At 29.0% G+C, this 17,385-nt stretch carries 16 protein-coding genes and 1 other annotated feature; of the genes, 11 read left to right on the forward strand and 5 right to left on the reverse strand.

Annotation, left to right across the window (positions count from 1 at the left end; genetic code table 11):
- Positions 1 to 55: 55 nt before the first annotated feature.
- Positions 56 to 748 carry a CDGSH iron-sulfur domain-containing protein gene (locus ACZJV1_RS00785; RefSeq protein WP_460288487.1) on the forward strand — a complete coding sequence of 231 codons (693 nt, stop codon included), beginning with the start codon at positions 56 to 58 and terminating at the stop codon, positions 746 to 748.
- Positions 749 to 852: 104 nt separating this feature from the next.
- On the opposite strand, the gene asnS is transcribed toward ACZJV1_RS00785, so the two are convergent.
- Positions 853 to 2,247, reverse strand: coding sequence for an asparagine--tRNA ligase (gene asnS / locus ACZJV1_RS00790; RefSeq protein ID WP_463651135.1), 1,395 nt, complete (start codon positions 2,245 to 2,247; stop codon positions 853 to 855).
- A gap of 53 nt (positions 2,248 to 2,300) precedes the next feature.
- Positions 2,301 to 2,606, reverse strand: a binding site (T-box leader).
- 93 nt (positions 2,607 to 2,699) lie between these two features.
- On the opposite strand from asnS, the gene ACZJV1_RS00795 reads away from it, so the two are divergent.
- On the forward strand, positions 2,700 to 3,128 hold the full coding sequence (locus ACZJV1_RS00795; protein WP_463651136.1) for a cytochrome b5 domain-containing protein: 429 nt from the start codon (positions 2,700 to 2,702) through the stop codon (positions 3,126 to 3,128).
- A gap of 43 nt (positions 3,129 to 3,171) precedes the next feature.
- Here ACZJV1_RS00795 and ACZJV1_RS00800 read toward each other — a convergent pair whose 3' ends face one another.
- A complete protein-coding gene (locus tag ACZJV1_RS00800; RefSeq protein WP_411169459.1) occupies positions 3,172 to 3,870 on the reverse strand; it encodes a metallophosphoesterase family protein in 699 nt (232 codons plus the stop codon).
- A 144-nt stretch (positions 3,871 to 4,014) separates the two neighbouring features.
- Between ACZJV1_RS00800 and ACZJV1_RS00805 the strand changes: the two genes are divergently transcribed.
- Entirely contained in the window at positions 4,015 to 5,091 is a 1,077-nt protein-coding gene (locus tag ACZJV1_RS00805; protein WP_463651137.1) for a M24 family metallopeptidase, read from the forward strand.
- An 83-nt stretch (positions 5,092 to 5,174) separates the two neighbouring features.
- Here ACZJV1_RS00805 and ACZJV1_RS00810 read toward each other — a convergent pair whose 3' ends face one another.
- The 3 genes from ACZJV1_RS00810 to murC form a co-directional block, all read right to left on the reverse strand.
- Positions 5,175 to 6,395 carry a NupC/NupG family nucleoside CNT transporter gene (locus ACZJV1_RS00810; protein WP_463651138.1) on the reverse strand — a complete coding sequence of 407 codons (1,221 nt, stop codon included), beginning with the start codon at positions 6,393 to 6,395 and terminating at the stop codon, positions 5,175 to 5,177.
- Between the two features lie 56 nt (positions 6,396 to 6,451).
- Entirely contained in the window at positions 6,452 to 7,270 is an 819-nt protein-coding gene (locus tag ACZJV1_RS00815; protein WP_411169462.1) for a purine-nucleoside phosphorylase, read from the reverse strand.
- A gap of 278 nt (positions 7,271 to 7,548) precedes the next feature.
- Positions 7,549 to 8,922: a UDP-N-acetylmuramate--L-alanine ligase gene (gene murC, locus ACZJV1_RS00820; RefSeq protein ID WP_463651139.1), complete on the reverse strand. Its 1,374-nt coding sequence runs from the start codon at positions 8,920 to 8,922 to the stop codon at positions 7,549 to 7,551.
- A gap of 279 nt (positions 8,923 to 9,201) precedes the next feature.
- On the opposite strand from murC, the gene purR reads away from it, so the two are divergent.
- The 8 genes from purR to pth all read left to right on the forward strand — a co-directional run bounded on the left by purR (position 9,202) and on the right by pth (position 17,375).
- Positions 9,202 to 10,017 (forward strand): pur operon repressor, encoded by an 816-nt coding sequence (gene purR, locus ACZJV1_RS00825; RefSeq protein ID WP_460288475.1) that lies wholly within the window; start codon positions 9,202 to 9,204, stop codon positions 10,015 to 10,017.
- A 133-nt stretch (positions 10,018 to 10,150) separates the two neighbouring features.
- Positions 10,151 to 10,435, forward strand: coding sequence for a septation regulator SpoVG (gene spoVG / locus ACZJV1_RS00830; protein WP_322459703.1), 285 nt, complete (start codon positions 10,151 to 10,153; stop codon positions 10,433 to 10,435).
- Between the two features lie 233 nt (positions 10,436 to 10,668).
- Positions 10,669 to 12,039, forward strand: a complete 1,371-nt coding sequence (gene glmU / locus ACZJV1_RS00835; protein WP_463651140.1) for a bifunctional UDP-N-acetylglucosamine diphosphorylase/glucosamine-1-phosphate N-acetyltransferase GlmU — start codon at positions 10,669 to 10,671, stop codon at positions 12,037 to 12,039.
- Between the two features lie 48 nt (positions 12,040 to 12,087).
- Positions 12,088 to 13,047: a ribose-phosphate diphosphokinase gene (locus ACZJV1_RS00840; RefSeq protein WP_411169466.1), complete on the forward strand. Its 960-nt coding sequence runs from the start codon at positions 12,088 to 12,090 to the stop codon at positions 13,045 to 13,047.
- 358 nt (positions 13,048 to 13,405) lie between these two features.
- Complete coding sequence (locus tag ACZJV1_RS00845; RefSeq protein WP_460288470.1) at positions 13,406 to 14,092, forward strand: response regulator; 687 nt, start codon at positions 13,406 to 13,408, stop codon at positions 14,090 to 14,092.
- Positions 14,092 to 15,513 (forward strand): sensor histidine kinase, encoded by a 1,422-nt coding sequence (locus ACZJV1_RS00850; protein WP_460288468.1) that lies wholly within the window; start codon positions 14,092 to 14,094, stop codon positions 15,511 to 15,513. Before ACZJV1_RS00845 ends, ACZJV1_RS00850 begins: the two co-directional genes overlap by 1 nt.
- Before the next feature lie 29 nt (positions 15,514 to 15,542).
- A complete protein-coding gene (locus ACZJV1_RS00855) occupies positions 15,543 to 16,682 on the forward strand; it encodes a S1C family serine protease (protein ID WP_463651141.1) in 1,140 nt (379 codons plus the stop codon).
- Positions 16,683 to 16,799: 117 nt separating this feature from the next.
- Positions 16,800 to 17,375 (forward strand): aminoacyl-tRNA hydrolase, encoded by a 576-nt coding sequence (gene pth, locus ACZJV1_RS00860; RefSeq protein WP_411169470.1) that lies wholly within the window; start codon positions 16,800 to 16,802, stop codon positions 17,373 to 17,375.
- The last annotated feature ends 10 nt before the right edge of the window (positions 17,376 to 17,385 follow it).

Here is a 17,385-nt window from a genome sequence, read left to right on the forward strand (position 1 = left end):
GTAAAATACCAATTTACTTTTAACCATTAATTATGATATAAAAGGAGTTTTTTTAATGAATTATTATGAAAGAATAGAAGAAAATTTAAATAAAATTTGTTTAGAATGTAAATTTTACAACACAAACCAATGTATACCATTCAAGTGCAATATAGGATTTGCTAAAAATGCTGTAGAAGCTACCAAGAAAAATGGATTGAAGATAATTAGTGATGGGATTAAATTAATACCTAAAAATGACATAAAAGTATATAACGAAAATCTGACTGCTAAAAGCATAGCAAGTGTATGCAGGTTGTGTAAAGAATGCAAGCAAGATCATGATGAAAATTGTATAATATCATTAAGTAGAAAATCATTAGAAAGTACATATTTTAAAGATGATGTTATTTATCCCGGAAATATATTAATGTATCTAGTTAATGTAGCTAAGCAGGATCAAAAGCTTGCTAATAAAATAAAAGCTGAATATGATGAAATTATTAAAGAACATTCACAAGAAATCGTTATGGACAAGTCTTTAATAGCGAAAAAGCATCCTATTTTAGTGGAGTTAAAAGAAGATCAAACATACTTTTGGTGCACATGTGGAAAAAGTTCAAGTATACCATTTTGTAATGGTGCACATGTAGGTACATCATTCACACCTTTAACTTTTATTGCTAAAAAAAGTGAGAAGGCGCATTTATGCGCTTGTAATCACACTAAAAATCCACCATTTTGTGATGGATCACATTTAAAACTTTAAGTGTAAAAATAACACAATAAACTTTATGTAATAAAAATGTTTCTAAATTGATTAACTTAATTAAACAAACCTAGTAAGCAAGCTGTTTACTAGGTTTTGTTTTATTAGAAATCAGATTGTCCTGTAGTTCTTGGGAATGGTATTACGTCTCTGATGTTTGACATTCCTGTAATGTACATTATTAGTCTTTCAAAACCTAATCCAAATCCAGCGTGCTTAGTTTCTCCGTATTTTCTAAGCTCTAAATACCACCAGTAATCTTCTTCTTTAAGTCCAAGTTCAGCCATTCTCTTAGTTAAGATGTCTAACCTCTCTTCTCTTTGGCTACCACCTATAAGTTCTCCTATACCTGGAACTAAAAGGTCTGTTGCAGCAACTGTGTTTCCATCATCATTCAGCCTCATATAGAATGCTTTTATATCCTTTGGATAATCAGTCACAAATACAGGTCTTTTAAAATGTTCTTCAGTAAGATATCTTTCGTGTTCTGTTTGTAAGTCAATTCCCCATTCAACAGGGTATTCAAACTTCTTATCAGCTTTCTTTAGTATTTCAACTGCATCTGTATAAGTTACTTTACCAAAGTCAGATGAAATTACATGATTTAATCTATCTAGTATTCCTTTATCAACAAATTGATTAAAGAATGCCATTTCTTCTGGACATTCAGCTAAAACATATTCTAAAACATACTTAAGCATATCTTCAGCTAATTCCATATCATCTTGTAAATCAGCAAATGCTATTTCAGGTTCTATCATCCAGAACTCTGCAGCATGTCTTGCTGTATTTGAGTTTTCAGCTCTAAAAGTAGGTCCAAAAGTATAAATGTTTCTAAATGCTAATGCATAGCATTCACCATTTAATTGGCCTGATACTGTAAGATTACTTTCTTTACCAAAGAAGTCTTGTTTAAAATCTATAGCGCCTTCTTCAGTTTTTGGAACGTTGTGTAAATCTAGAGTTGTAACTCTAAACATTTCACCAGCACCTTCAGCATCGCTTCCAGTAATTAAAGGTGTATGAGTATAAACAAAACCTCTTTCTTGGAAGAATTTGTGTATAGCATAAGCAGATACTGAACGTACTCTAAATACAGCTGAAAATGCATTACTTCTAGGTCTCAAATGAGCTATTGTTCTAAGGTATTCAAAACTATGTCTTTTCTTTTGAAGAGGGTAATCTGATTGAGACATACCTTCTATAACTATTTCATTAGCTTGAATTTCAAAAGGTTGTTTAGCTTCTGGAGTAGCAACTAAAGTACCTATAACAGTTATTGATGAACTAATAGGTAGTTTTGATACTTCCTTAAAATTAGCAAGTTTATTATCAAAAACAACTTGAACATTCTTAAAGAATGTACCATCATTTACTTCAATAAATCCAAAAGCATTTGATGCTCTTAAAGTTTTTATCCAACCAGAAATTTTTATTTCCTTAGATAAATATTCATCTTGATTTCTGTAAAGTGATTTTACTAAACTAGCTTTATCCATTATTGTTCCTCCTAAAATAAATTTTTATAAAATAAAAAAACCTCTCATCCCTAAAAAGGGACGAAAGGATAATTTCGCGGTACCACCCAAATTGCTATAAATAGCCACTCAATTGACACAGATAATGCCATTCAAATTATAACGGTTTGACTCCGTCTAAGTCTACTTAAGTGAGACTAAAAATTTTAATTTTGTTAGTCGAACTTACACCTTTAATATAAGGAAAAGGTGATCATTTTTCACTTGTTCGGTTAGAAACTCAGAGATGTTCTTCACTAGAGGCTTCGTATAAGGCTTACACCATTCCTTACTCGCTAAGACTACTTCCGTATAGCTACTCTTCTCATCACAGTAATAAAATTATAATGTTTATTACGATTTTACACCAATTCACTAACATTTGCAACTTTAAATCATAAGATAATTTGAGAAAGCATTTTATGGAGGATTATATGAGCAATAGAGGTTTCTTAGAAGAAAAATTTATTGAATTAAATAAACTAAAAAGCATGCTAGTAACATATCCTGAAGAATACAAGGAAAATATATTACAAGTTATGGACAAGGTTTGTAATCAAATAAATTCTTATTTGAATGAAGTTACATTTCACAATAAGAAAAGAGGCAATGGATTACTTGAATTAACTATAGAAGAATTAGCTAAATATAATGGACAAAATGGTATGCCAACGTATATAGCTATAAATGGAACTATATATGATGCTTGTGATATACCTCAATGGAAAGACGGAAAGCATTTTGGTATTAAAGCAGGACGTGACCATAGTAATACTTTTAAAAATTGTCATAATAATGATAAAAAAATTTTATCAAAATTGAGAATAGTAGGACTAGTAAAGTACACAAAAAAATGTACTTAGAAATAATAAAAATTGCTACGCTAAAAAAGTGTAGCAATCTTTATTATTCATTTCCACTTTCATATGATGAAACTAATTGAGCAGGAAATTTAAGCATTTGTGCATCTTTAACGATTCTTTTAAATTCATATTCTAATTCTCTAAATTTAACATCTATATTTTTATTTTCATCAATATTAATTAAGCAATATGTAGCGTTAGGTCTTCCTATTTTAGGCTTACCAACACTTCCAACGTTAATAAAGGTTTTTTGGTCGAACTTTTTGTAAGAAGGAATATGTGTATGAGCACAAACTAACACATCTTCTTTAAGATTTTTCATTATATCTTCTGTATTTTGCCCATCTTGGAAAAGATATTCATTTATTATATTAGGACTACCATGGGTAAATTTAATTTTTACTCCATTTATATCATAGTCTAAAAATGTTGGCAGTTGTGATAAATAATATTTATTTGAGGCTCTAACTTCTTCACATGCCCAAGGAAGTGCAAATGAATTAACTGAATTATCTCTTATAAAAGTAAAGCCTTCATCTACTACTGATGCATCATAGTTTCCCTTTAGACAAGGGATTTCTCTTCTTTTTATTAAAGCAATAACCTCATTTGGATGAGGACCATAGCCAACTAAATCACCAAGGCAAACTATTAAGTCAACTCTTTGTTCATCTATATCCTCTAGTACCTTAAGTAGTGAGTAAATATTTCCATGTATATCCGAAATTGCAGCTATTTTCATAAGTATATCCTCCTAAATAATATATTCTATATTATATCACTTAAAATATTTAGGATAAATAATTTTAATATGATTATAATAAATAGATATTATTTCATCCATAAGGTATATTATATTTATAGGTTAAAAAAAGGAGGTACAGATATGAAGCTAAATAGAGTACAAAATGTATTAAAAGCTATGGAGGAACAAGGATTAAATCAAATAATAGTATCATCTCCACCAGCAATTTTTTACTTAACAGGAAAGTGGGTTTCACCAGGTGAGAGAATGATTGCTTTATATTTAAACACAAATGGTAATCATAAATTTATAGTTAATAAATTATTTCCTATATATGAAGATTTGGGTGTAGATTTAATTTGGTATTCAGATATAGAGGATCCAATAAACATATTATGCACAGTTGTGGATAAAGAAAAGACCTTAGGTGTGGATAAAAATTGGCCAGCACATTTCTTAATAAAACTTATGAATAATAATGGGGCAAAAGCTTTTGTTAATTCATCACCTATAATAGATAGATTAAGAATGATAAAAGACCAAGAGGAAATAGCTTTAATGAAAAAGTCTTCTGAAATTAATGATAAGGTTATGCTTGAACTTTGGGATAACTTAAAAGAAGGAAAAACAGAAAAATATTATGCTAACCTTTTAACTGAATTATATGAAAGTTATGGAGTAAATGAGTTTTCATTTTCACCCATAATTGCTGTTAGTCCTAATGGAGCCGACCCGCATCATCATTCTAGTAATGATACTATAAAGAAAGGGCATAGTATAGTTCTAGATATTGGTGGTGTGTACAATTCATATTGTTCAGATATGACAAGAACAGTATTTTTTGGTGAAGCACCTAATGAAAGGCATGCAAAGATTTATAATACAGTTAAGGAAGCAAATCAAAGTGCTATAAGAAAAGTAAAAGAAGGAATGAAATTCTCTGATATAGATAAAGCAGCTAGATCTTATATAGAAGCAGCTGGATATGGTGAATATTTTACTCATAGAACAGGTCATAGTATAGGAATAGAAGACCATGATTTTGGAGACGTTAGTTCTGTAAATAATGAGGAAATAAAAGCAGGTATGATATTTTCTATAGAACCTGGAATATACCTAAAAGATGACTTTGGTGTAAGAATAGAAGATTTAATATTAGTAACTAAGGATGGGTGCGAAGTATTAAACTCTGTAAGTAAGGAGATAACTATAATTTAAAAATAAGGCTGAGTTTTAGATATTATCTAAAACTCAGCCTTATTATATTTAAATAAAATTATAATAAAATTTTTAGCTAAATACTAAAATAGTACACCAGCTATTGTTGCTGTTAAGCAGGTTGCTAATACACCACCTATAAGAGCTTTAAAGCCTAGTTTAGCAATAGTAGATTTCTTTTCAGGTGCCAGACCACCTATACCTGCTATTTGAATTGCAATAGAGCTAAAGTTAGCAAATCCACATAAAGCATATGTTAACATCATCACAGTCTTTGGCTGTAGTACATTAGCTGCTATTAATTTTCCAAGCTCAGAGTATGCAACAAATTCATTTAATATTATTTTTTGACCAAGTAAACTACCAGCAGCTGAAATATCTGATAAAGGTACTCCCATAACAAATGCTAATGGAGAGAATAATTTTCCTAAAATCCATTGAAAACTTAACTCAGGAAATCCAAATACCCCCCCTATAGCACCTATTAAGAAATTAACTAAAGCTAATAAGGCTATAAATGCTAGTAACATAGCACCAACATTTAATGCTAATCCTAAGCCATCACTTGCTCCATTTGCAGCAGCTTCAACTAAGTTAGATGAAGTATTTTCAACTACTATATCAGAAGAATTTTTAGTTTTACTTTCTTCTGTTTCTGGAATTATAATTTTTGCTAAAACTAATCCAGCAGGAGCAGCCATTATGCTTGCAGCTAAAAGGTGACCAGCATTAACTCCCATTGCTACGTAGCCAGCCATTACACCACCAGCAACAGTTGCCATTCCACCTATCATTATAGCTAAAAGTTCAGACCTAGTCATATCCTTTACAAAAGGCTTAACAAGAAGTGGAGCTTCAGTTTGACCTAAAAATATGTTTCCAACTGCACTTAATGTTTCAGAACCACTAGTTCCAAGTAACTTAGCTATAAACTTAGCTATAAATTTAACTATAAATTGCATTATTCCAAGGTAGTATAACACTCCCATTAATGCTGAAAAGAATATTATTGTAGGTAAAATTTGAACTACCCACACAAATCCTATTCCACTTACATCGGCAAGTGGTCCAAATAAGAAGTTTGTACCCTCTTTAGTAAAGTCTAGTAGTTTTGTTATTGCACTACTAGCACTTTCAAATACTCTTCTACCAACTGGAACTTTTAATATTAATATAGCAAATATTATTTGTAATCCTAAACCAGATACAACTAAACGCCAATTGATTTTCTTTTTGTTTTCTGAAAGTAAAAAAGCTATTCCTAATATAACAATAATTCCTAGTATTCCAACAAATCTTTCCAAGTTTAATTTCTCCTTCGTTTGGTTATAAAATTTTCTTTAGTAAAATAGTAAAATAATTAAATAACTTCAATTATTTTATTCATAAATGAAGTGAATTTCTCTTTTACCATATTAGAAGTTTCTACTACTTCTTCGTGGTTTAAAGGTTGCTCTAAAATTCCAGCAGCCATATTAGTTAAACATGATATTCCTAATACCTTCATTCCTGAATGATTTGCAATTATTACTTCTGGAGCTGTAGACATACCTACTGCGTCACCACCAAGTATTCTTGCCATTCTAACTTCAGCAGGAGTTTCGTAAGTAGGACCACTAAACATCATATATACTCCTTGCTTAATATCAATGTTTAGATCTTTTGCAACTTCTAAAGCCTTACTTCTAAGCTCTGGATCGTATGCAGTAGACATATCTGGAAATCTAGGTCCAAACTCTTTAAGGTTTCTACCTATTAGAGGGTTATCTCCAGAGAAGTTTATGTGATCAGTTATAAGCATTAAATCTCCAGGTTTAAAGCTTGTGTTAGCAGCTCCAGCAGCGTTAGTAACGATTAATTTATTAACTCCAATTAATTTCATTACTCTAACTGGAAAAGTTACTTCGTTATAGCAGTATCCCTCATAGTAATGGAATCTACCTTGCATTGCAACAACACATTTTCCATTTAACATGCCTATAACTAATCTTCCAGCATGACCTTCAACAGTTGATATTGGAAAGTGTGGAAGGTCTTCATAAGGGTAAAATTCAGGATTTTCTATAGAGTCAGCTAATGATCCTAATCCAGATCCTAAAATTAAACCGATTTCAGGTTTGTATTTAGATTTTTGTAATATAAAATCTGCAGCACTTTGAATTTTGTTTGATAATTCCATGAAATCACCTCTACTCTAAAATTTGTATTTTATATAATTTTAGATATATAAGAATATTATATAAAAATACTTATAGTTCTTGTAAATTATAAAATAAACCTAGATAAAAATAAATATAAAAAGCAAACAATATCAATATTATTAGGATATTAGTCAAAAGAAAACAAAATAAATACTATAAGGAAATAGAACAATACCAAATAATATTAGCATATAAGTTCTATATCCATATAGTATTTACTAATAAAGTAATAATATAAGTAAAAATTTGATATCTATTATTTTAAAATTAAGTCGGCAACTTTAACTACATCTCCAGCACCAATAGTTAAAACAATGTCATCTTTAGTGATTTTACTTTTTAAATAATTAGCAGCTTCTTCGTGACTGTGAATATTAATACACTTTATACCTTTAGCCCTTATTGCATCTCCAAGATCATTAGAGCTTACAATTCCAGTATCTTTTTCTCTTGCTGCATATATATCCATAAGTAGCAGTTCATCTGAGTTAGAAAAGCATTCAGTAAAATCATTAAATAACGTTTTTGTTCTTGTATAAGTGTGAGGTTGAAATACTGCATAAATATTTTTGTGTGGAATTATATTAGCAGTATCTAAAGTAGCTTTAATTTCTACTGGATGATGTGCATAGTCATCTATTATAGTTGATCCATTAAATTCCCCTTTGTATTCAAATCTTTTATGAGCTCCCTTACATTCAGCTAAACCTTCAATTATTGAAGAATGAGGTAAGTTAAATATTAATCCAACACAAATAGTTGATAAGGCATTTAATATATTGTGTTTACCTGTAGTATTTAGTGTAATATCAAATAACTCTGTGTTATCTCTGCATACAGTAAAACTAGCACATCCCTTATTATTAAAGGAAATATTTTTAGCTGTTACATCACCTTTATTTATTCCGTAGCTAATAGTATTACAATGAGCTTTATTTAATATTTCATTTACATTTTCATCTTCACAATATCCGATTAAATATCCATCAGAAGGAATTATATTAGAGAACTTTTCAAAAGTCTCTTTTATATGATTTAGATCTCTGTAGTAATCTAAATGATCTGCATCTATATTTAAAATTATTCCTATATAAGGATAGAATTTTAAAAATGATTCTTTATATTCACAAGCTTCTGTTAAGAAGTACTCACTGTTTCCAATTTTAAAGTTTCCATCTATTACATCTAAATCTCCACCAACTAGTATAGTAGGATCTAAATTTGCTTTTAAGGTTATATGAGAAAGCATGGATGTACAAGTTGTCTTTCCATGAGTACCGGAAACAGCAACATTATATTTATGTCCATTCATAATTAAACCTAAAAATTCTGCTCTGTCCATCATCTCTATTTCTTTTTCCTTAGCCTCTAATATCTCAGGGTTATCTGATGGAATAGCAGCTGTATAAACTACTAAGTCAACATTTTTCAAGTTATTTCTATTATGACCTATGTAAATTTCAGCACCTTCAGATTTTAATTTATTAGTAATGCCAGATTCTTTCGAATCAGAACCGGATACCTTAAACCCCTTAGTTAATAAAACAGCAGCAAGACCGCTCATGCTAACTCCGCCAATACCTATAAAATGAATTTTCTTATTTAAATCTTTATTAAGATCAAAAGACAAAAAAATCAACCCCTTTATTATTAAGAATTCTTTACAAACTTATTGTAAATAGTTTTCACCTTATAATTATATACAAATTTAAGAAAATGAACACATAAAAAAGCAGTATATTAAATAATTTAGTGAAAAACATTAAAAAAAGTGACAATTATAAATAAATTTACAGAGATAACTGTTTAAAATGTATTGATATTGAGAAAGATATAGAATAAAATATGAATATTAGATGCTTGAAATTAACGAATAATTCGGAAAAAATAAAGATGTGGGTGATATATTTTGGAAAAGTTAAGCAGAAATAGTAGAGTAGTAGCTATTACAAAAATTTTAACTGAAAATCCCAATAAGGTTATAGGATTAAATAAATTTTCAGATTTATTAAATGCAGCAAAATCGACTATAAGTGAAGATATAGTGATAGTTAGAGAAGTTTTAGAAAAATTAGAAATGGGAAGAGTTGAAACTATATCAGGTGCAGCAGGGGGAATAAAATATATTCCTGGAATAGAAACTGAAAGCAGAAAAAAATTTGCAGAGGATATTTGTGAACTTTTAAAGGATGAGAGTAGAATAGTTCCAGGAAATTTTATATACATGACAGATTTAATGTATAATCCTCAAATAATAAGTAAGGCAGGAGTTATTTTATCTACAGAATTTTATGATAAGGAAGTAGATTATGTAGTAACAGTAGAAACAAAAGGTATTCCGCTTGCTTATGAAGTTGCAAGGAATTTAGGTATTCCATTAGTTATAATAAGAAGAGATAGCAAAGTAACAGAGGGATCTACTGTTACAATAAATTATGTATCAGGTACTAGTGGAAGAATTCAACAGATGTCACTTTCAAAGAAGTCTATGAAAGCTAAAAGTAAATGTATATTTATAGATGACTTTTTAAGAGGTGGAGGTACAGCTCAAGGAATAAAGGATTTATTAAAAGAGTTTGAAAGTGAGTTAATAGGAATAGGAGTGTTAGTAGATAATATAGGTGTATTACAAAAGAGAGTTTCAGATTATATATCTATAGTTGAACTTAAACATTTAGGAGAGTCAAAAGATTTAGAGGTTAGGCCTTCAAATATTATTATATAAAAATATAATCTTTGCTAATTATAGATGGAAAATTGTAAAATTTGAAAAAATTTAAAAAATTTAAAAATAAAAAAAGGATTTTTATGTTTTTTATAGAATTTATTATCTATCAGAGCAACGGAGGTGTAGTGCAATGACAATAACCGATGTAAGAATTAGAAAGATAGCTTCAGATGGAAAGATGAAAGCTATAGTTTCTGTTACATTTGACAACGAATTTGTAGTTCATGACATCAAGGTAATCGAAGGACAAAATGGATTATTTATAGCTATGCCAAGTAGAAAGACACCAGATGGAGAGTTTAAGGATATAGCGCATCCTATTAACACAGACACTAGAGAAAAGATTCAGACGTCAATACTTGAAGCTTATGAAAAAGCTAGAGTTGAAGATGAGGCTGAAGTTATAGTTGGCTAATTTATATTGTTTAAAAATAAAAGGGGTATGCCCTTTTATTTTTTTTGTCATATTTTAGAGAAGTGTTTGTATATTAAATTGTATTTTAGCAATAAATTGATATAAAGATATGTAATGGGATAAATAAGGTTGAAATACTTATTCTAATACAATATAATATAATGAGATGTTTACGAATATTTTTTAAATTAATTATAAATTTGTCCTTAACATTTTATAGTGAGGTGTTTTTTATGTATAAGTGTGCATTAATTTTAGCAGCTGGTCAAGGAACAAGAATAAAATCCGACTTACCAAAGGTTCTACATAAAGTTTGTGGAAAAGAGATGGTAAATCATGTTATAGATACTATGAGAAAAGCTAACATAGAAGATATAGATGTAATTATTGGAAAGGGAGCAGAGTTAGTAAAAGAAAAAACTGCTTTAAAAAATGTTAGTTATTCATTACAAGAGGAGCAATTAGGTACAGGTCATGCTGTAAAATGTGCTATTGAATTTTTAAAAGGAAAAAAAGGTGTTGTAGGTGTTTTTTGCGGAGATGCACCTTTAATTAAGCCAGAAACAGTTGAAAGTTTATTTAAAACACATATAGAAAATAATAATAGTGCTACATTATTAAGTTCAATAGTTGATGATCCAACTGGTTATGGAAGAGTTGTAAGAGAAAATGACGAGGTTTTAAAAATCGTTGAGCATAAAGATTGCACTGAAGAAGAATTAAAAATAAATGAAATGAATGCGGCTATATATTGCTTTGATATAGAATTATTACTAAATTCTTTAGATAAATTATCAAATAATAATAATCAAGGTGAATACTATTTAACAGATGTTATTGGAATTTTAAAAGAAGAAGGTAAAAAGGTTGGGGCTGTTGTAATAGACTATGAGGAAACTATAGGTGTTAATTCAAGGGCTCAACTAGCGCAAGCAGAAGAAATTTTAAGAAAAAGAATAAATTTAAGACACATGATAAATGGTGTAACGTTAATAGATCCAAATTCTACATATATAGGTGATGATGTTGAGATTGAAAGAGATACTATAATATATCCAGGTAATGTTATAGAAGGAAATACTAAAATTGGAGAAGGTGTTATATTATATCCAAACTCAAGAATTTCCAATAGTATTATTTCAAATAATGTTGAAATACAATCGTCAGTTATTATAGATAGTAAAATTGGGGAAAGAACAACTGTTGGTCCATTTGCATACATAAGACCAGAATCAGTAATTGGAAGTGGTGCTAGAATAGGTGATTTTGTAGAGATTAAAAAATCAACTATAGGTGACAATACAAAAGTATCACATTTGACTTACATAGGAGATGCTTCAGTAGGTAAAAACTGTAATTTTGGTTGTGGAACAGTAGTTGTTAATTATGATGGACAAAAGAAACATAAAACAGAAATAGGGAATAATAGTTTTATAGGTTGTAATGCAAATTTAGTATCACCAGTTAAAGTAGAAGATAATACCTATATAGCAGCAGGATCAACTATAACTAACGATGTAAAAGAAGGAGAACTTGCAGTTGCAAGAGCAAAACAAAGAAATATCGAAGGTTGGGTTGATAAAAAAGGTCTTACTAACAAATAGTTATTTAGATAAACAAAAGTGCCAAAAATTTAAGGAGGTCTTCACACAATGATAACCCATGGAAAAAATATTAAAATATTTACTGGAAACTCACATCCAGAATTAGCAAAAGAAATTGCAGATATTTTAGGATTGCCACTAGGTAAAGCTAAAGTTTCAACATTTAGTGATGGAGAAATATCAGTTGATATAGCAGAAACTGTAAGAGGAACAGATGTATTTTTAGTACAATCAACTAGCTCACCTGTTAATAATAATTTAATGGAGCTTTTAATAATGATAGATGCATTTAAGAGAGCTTCAGCTGGAAGAATTACAGTTGTTATGCCTTACTATGGATATGCAAGACAAGATAGAAAGGCTAAGTCAAGAGATCCAATAACAGCTAAACTAGTTGCAGATTTATTAACAGCAGCAGGAGCTCACAGAGTGTTAACTATGGATTTACATGCAGCACAAATACAAGGATACTTTAATATACCAGTTGATCATCTATTAGGATCACCAATTTTAGCAAAATACTTTGTAGAAAAAGGATTTGATGATAGAGATGATGTTGTAGTTGTTTCACCTGATTTAGGAAGTGTGACTAGAGCTAGAAAGTTTGCAGACAGATTACATGCACCAATAGCAATTATAGATAAGAGAAGACCAAAGGCAAATGTATCAGAAATAATGAACATAATAGGTGACATTGAAGGCAAGAAATGTATATTAATAGATGATATGATAGATACTGCAGGAACTATTGCAAATGCGGCAAATGCTTTAAAGGATTTAGGAGCAACAAATGTATATGCATGCTGCACTCATGGAGTTTTATCAGGTCCTGCCTTTGAAAGAATAAATGACTCTTCTATAGAAGAATTAGTTATGCTAAATACAGTTAAATTACCTGAAAAAGATAATTTAGTAAAGTTTAAGGCGTTATCAGTTGCACCATTATTTGCAGAAGCAATAAAAAGAATATATGATGATGAACCGATAAGTAAACTATTTGAAGTTTAATACATAATAGGATAAAAGCCCTCTAAGAAGCACAAACTTTTTAGGGGCTTTTTTACTCTATAGGAAATTGTATTTTTAAAATCTTTGGATAAATTATTTATAGCATACAAGTTATTAAAATTAGCCCTATAGAGTAAAAAATAGAATAAAATGCGCGTGCAAGATTTTCCTCAGGCAAGCTTCGGAAATGCACATGCGCTAAAAAAAGTCGACGGCTCGGCAAGCTCGCCTTGGCGACTTTTTAATTACAAATAATAGTTAATAAATTGTTACAATTATTAATTATTATTTATAATTAATGTAAAAAGCTAAAAATAAGATATAAATCAATTATAATAAAAATAAGGAGAGTGTTATTATGGATAATAGATTAGGTAGAGTATTAATTGTAGATGATGATGAAAATATATGTGAAGTTATAAATATGTATTTATTAAGTTCTGGGTATGAAACAAGAATTTGTCATAATGGAAGAGAAGCTAGTAGTGTTTTTGATGAGTTTGAGCCAGATTTAGTGCTTTTAGATATTATGTTACCAGGTATGGATGGAATAGAAGTTTTAAAGTGGATTAGAAAGTTTAGTCAAATACCTGTAATTATGTTAACTGCGAAAGGAGATACTTTTGATAAGGTTTTAGCCTTAGAATTAGGAGCAGATGACTATGTAGTAAAGCCTTTTGAGCCGAAAGAGTTGTTAGCAAGAGTTAAAGCAGTTATGAGGAGATATAACTATGATGAAAAAGACACTGAGGTAGTTAATTATCCTGACTTAGTTGTAGATTCAGCTTCTTATAATGTTATATATAAAGATGTAGAAATAAAAATGCCTCCTAAAGAATTTGAATTACTTCATTATTTAGCAAGTAATAAAAATAAAGTCTTCACAAGAGAACAATTGCTTTGCGAGGTTTGGGGGTATGATTATCCAGGTGATTCTAGGACGGTGGATGTTCATATTAAAAGATTAAGAGAAAAAATTAGTGGTGGAGATAACTGGCAAATAGAGACAGTTTGGGGAGTTGGATATAAATTTGAGGTGAAATAATGAAGAGAAAAAGTGTTATATACAAAATTTTAATTGCTTTTTCATCTATTACTTCAATAATACTAATATTAGTGGGAATGATTCTATCAGCATTTATTAATAGAGAATATTCAAATAAAAGAACTGAGCTTGCAAATAAGTATATAGAGTTAATTCAAGATTCTACATTAGAATATTTAAATCAGAATAATGAAACTTCATATGATGATTTAAGAAATACAATGAAGATGGTTAAAATATCAGTTAATATGGACTCTATAATTTTAGATAATCAAGGTTATGTATATGCTGTATCTAATGATAACCTTTCTTATTTAAAATATAGTAAGCTAAGTATATCAGATTCAGAGATGAAGCTATTAAAATCTGGACAAATGATAGAAAAAGAGTTTTTTGATAAGGATAACAAAAAACTTAAAGCATACTCAAAACCATTATTTAATGAAGAGAATTTTAATGGATCAGTAGTTCTTATAGAAAATAATCAAAATATTAGTGAATCAAAAAAAATATATATTATAATTTGGATATCTGTAATAGTTGCAGTTATCTTGTCTAGCATAGTAACTTATTACTTCGCTCAGAAAATATTAATAAATCCTTTATCTGAAATAAATAATGCTGCAAAAAGGTTAGCTAAAGGAGAAGTTGAAAAGAGAGTTTATATAGATTCTCAAGACGAGATAGGTGAGCTAGCTAATTCATTTAACATAATGGCAGAATCTTTAGAGAAAGTAGATAACATAAGGAGAGAATTTATTTCAAATGTATCTCATGAATTAAGGTCACCTATAACATCTATTAAGGGTTTTATAACAGGGATTATAGATGGAGTTATTCCTAAAGATAAAGAAAACTACTATTTAAATATAGTAAATGATGAAGTTTGCAGACTATCAAGACTTGTGAATGATCTTTTAGATATATCATCTATGGAGTCAGGAAAATTTAATTTGAATATTGTTAAATTAGATATAAATGAAATTATCACTTTATGTACCTTAAATTTAGAAGGAAAGATAAAGCAAAAGAAAATTAATGTTGAAGTAATATTTAATAATAGTCATGAGTATTGTATTGCAGATAGAGATAGAATAATACAAGTTGTAACTAATCTTCTTGAAAATGCAATAAAGTATGGAATAGAAAGTGGAAAAATTCAAATAGAAACATATGCTAAAGGTGAATTGGTTTATGTAAGTATATTTAATAGTGGACCTAATATTTCTAAAGAAGATATAAATAAAATATGGGATAGATTCTATAAAAGGGATAAGTCCAGAACAAACAAAGTAAGTACTGGCCTAGGATTGCCTATTGTTAGATTAATATTATCACAGCATAATCAGGATATTTGGGTTAATAATATTCCTGATAAAGGTGTTAAATTTACATTTACTCTTAGAAGACAGGTTAAGTAGAGAGACAAAGTATAGGAGGAATGAAATCTATGAATAAAAGTATAAAAGACAAACAAAATAAAGAAAAATTTATGGATGAAAGTTTTCCTTCAATACAGTTTAAAAGGAAAAAAATAAAATCTAACATTAAGATAGGTGGCAAGATTATATGTTTATTTATTATAGCTGGATTATCAGGGGTATTGTTTTCTAATTTAATTATAGAAAAAAAATATAAAGATATGTCTAATAAAATAAATAAAAATATAGAAAATGGTGATTCTTCTATAGATTACTCTAGATTGGCAGAAAAGTTAAAAAAGTCATTAGTTACAATAAGTGATAGTAAAGAGCATTTAACTGAAAACTTATATTTTGATAATAATTCAACAGGAATAATAATAGATAATGATGGCAAAATACTAACGAATTATTCCAAGGTAAAAGATTTAAGACAAATATATGTTAAGTTATCATCAATGGATAGCGATCCAATTAGTGCAGAATTTATTGTAGGAAATGAAGAACTTGATATGGCAATAATACAAGTCAATTATAGTGATGAATTAGTACCAATTAAATTTGCTCCAAAAGCAGAGAAATTTGAAGGACAAAGAATTGCTCTTATCAGCAATTCGGTGGGTGATGACTATATAGATAATATAATACCAGGGATTATTACATCAACTAATAGAAATTTAAAAGTAAAAGATAATACTTATGAATTATTGGAGCTTAATACACCGATAACACCTATAAATACAGGTGGAATAATAAGTAATTTAAATGGAGAGCTTATAGGAATTGCTAGCTATAAGATAACTAGTGATATGAAACAAAACGGATTATATTATGCTGTTGATGTAAGCTCCTTAGAGGAGATAATAAATTCTACAAATGAAGTTAAAGATATACTTGGTGTTTTAGAAGGTGGCTTTATTAATGGAAAAGATAAATTTACTGTAGTTGGTTTTTATGTAGCGCGTATAAAGCGTGATAGCAATTCATATAAATCAGGGCTAAGGCCTACTGATATAATATTTAATATAGATGGAAATGAAATAACAAGTATAAGTCAAGTATCTAAAATACTAAAAAATAAAAAAAATGGAGATACTTTAAATTGTAAGGTAATGAGAGCGGGGGAAGTTAGAAATCTACAAATAAAACTAGATAGTATTAGCCAATAGATGTATAATAGTTGCAACTCAATTAAAGGGTTGCAATTTTATTTTAAAGGACTTTTATTATTGTAAAAAAATAGTATAATAATAAATATGCCGATAGTAATTAGGAGGTTTCAGGATATGTTTTTAATTGTTGGACTAGGAAATCCAGGAAAGGAATACGAAGGCACTAGACATAATATAGGATTTGAAGCTATAGATTATATTTCAAATAAGTATAATATAGATATAAATAGGATAAAATTTAAAGGGGTATACGGTGAAGGCTTTATAAATAATAATAAAGTTATTTTATTAAAACCTACTACATATATGAATTTAAGTGGAGAAAGTATAAGAGAAGTTATGAATTTCTATAAACTAAAAGATGATGAAGTTATAGTGATTTATGATGATATTAGTTTAGAGATTGGAAAACTAAGAATTAGAGAAAAGGGAAGTGCAGGGGGGCACAATGGCATTAAAAGTATAATAGCTAACATAGGTGGAGATGTTTTCCCAAGGATTAAGATAGGCGTAGGACAACCTAATGGTGATTTAGTTTCGCATGTTTTAGGTAGGTTTAGTAAGGAAGAATCAGAAGTCTTAATGGAAGTTATAGAAGCTTCTTTAATTGGTGTAGAAGGAATAATTAAAGATGGAACTAAGGAAGCAATGAATAAATTAAATGGTTTTAAAGCATCAAAAAAACAATAGATTAAGGACG

This window comes from Clostridium sp. LS3 (assembly GCF_055330225.1).

Excerpts from the sequence above, each read along its gene's own strand:
- ACZJV1_RS00785 (WP_460288487.1), top strand. The coding sequence starts at position 56 with ATGAATTATTATGAAAGAATAGAAGAAAATTTAAATAAAATTTGTTTA.
- asnS (WP_463651135.1), bottom strand. The coding sequence starts at position 2,247 with ATGGATAAAGCTAGTTTAGTAAAATCACTTTACAGAAATCAAGATGAA.
- ACZJV1_RS00795 (WP_463651136.1), top strand. The coding sequence starts at position 2,700 with ATGAGCAATAGAGGTTTCTTAGAAGAAAAATTTATTGAATTAAATAAA.
- ACZJV1_RS00800 (WP_411169459.1), bottom strand. The coding sequence starts at position 3,870 with ATGAAAATAGCTGCAATTTCGGATATACATGGAAATATTTACTCACTA.
- ACZJV1_RS00805 (WP_463651137.1), top strand. The coding sequence starts at position 4,015 with ATGAAGCTAAATAGAGTACAAAATGTATTAAAAGCTATGGAGGAACAA.
- ACZJV1_RS00815 (WP_411169462.1), bottom strand. The coding sequence starts at position 7,270 with ATGGAATTATCAAACAAAATTCAAAGTGCTGCAGATTTTATATTACAA.
- spoVG (WP_322459703.1), top strand. The coding sequence starts at position 10,151 with ATGACAATAACCGATGTAAGAATTAGAAAGATAGCTTCAGATGGAAAG.
- glmU (WP_463651140.1), top strand. The coding sequence starts at position 10,669 with ATGTATAAGTGTGCATTAATTTTAGCAGCTGGTCAAGGAACAAGAATA.
- ACZJV1_RS00840 (WP_411169466.1), top strand. The coding sequence starts at position 12,088 with ATGATAACCCATGGAAAAAATATTAAAATATTTACTGGAAACTCACAT.
- ACZJV1_RS00845 (WP_460288470.1), top strand. The coding sequence starts at position 13,406 with ATGGATAATAGATTAGGTAGAGTATTAATTGTAGATGATGATGAAAAT.
- ACZJV1_RS00850 (WP_460288468.1), top strand. The coding sequence starts at position 14,092 with ATGAAGAGAAAAAGTGTTATATACAAAATTTTAATTGCTTTTTCATCT.
- ACZJV1_RS00855 (WP_463651141.1), top strand. The coding sequence starts at position 15,543 with ATGAATAAAAGTATAAAAGACAAACAAAATAAAGAAAAATTTATGGAT.
- pth (WP_411169470.1), top strand. The coding sequence starts at position 16,800 with ATGTTTTTAATTGTTGGACTAGGAAATCCAGGAAAGGAATACGAAGGC.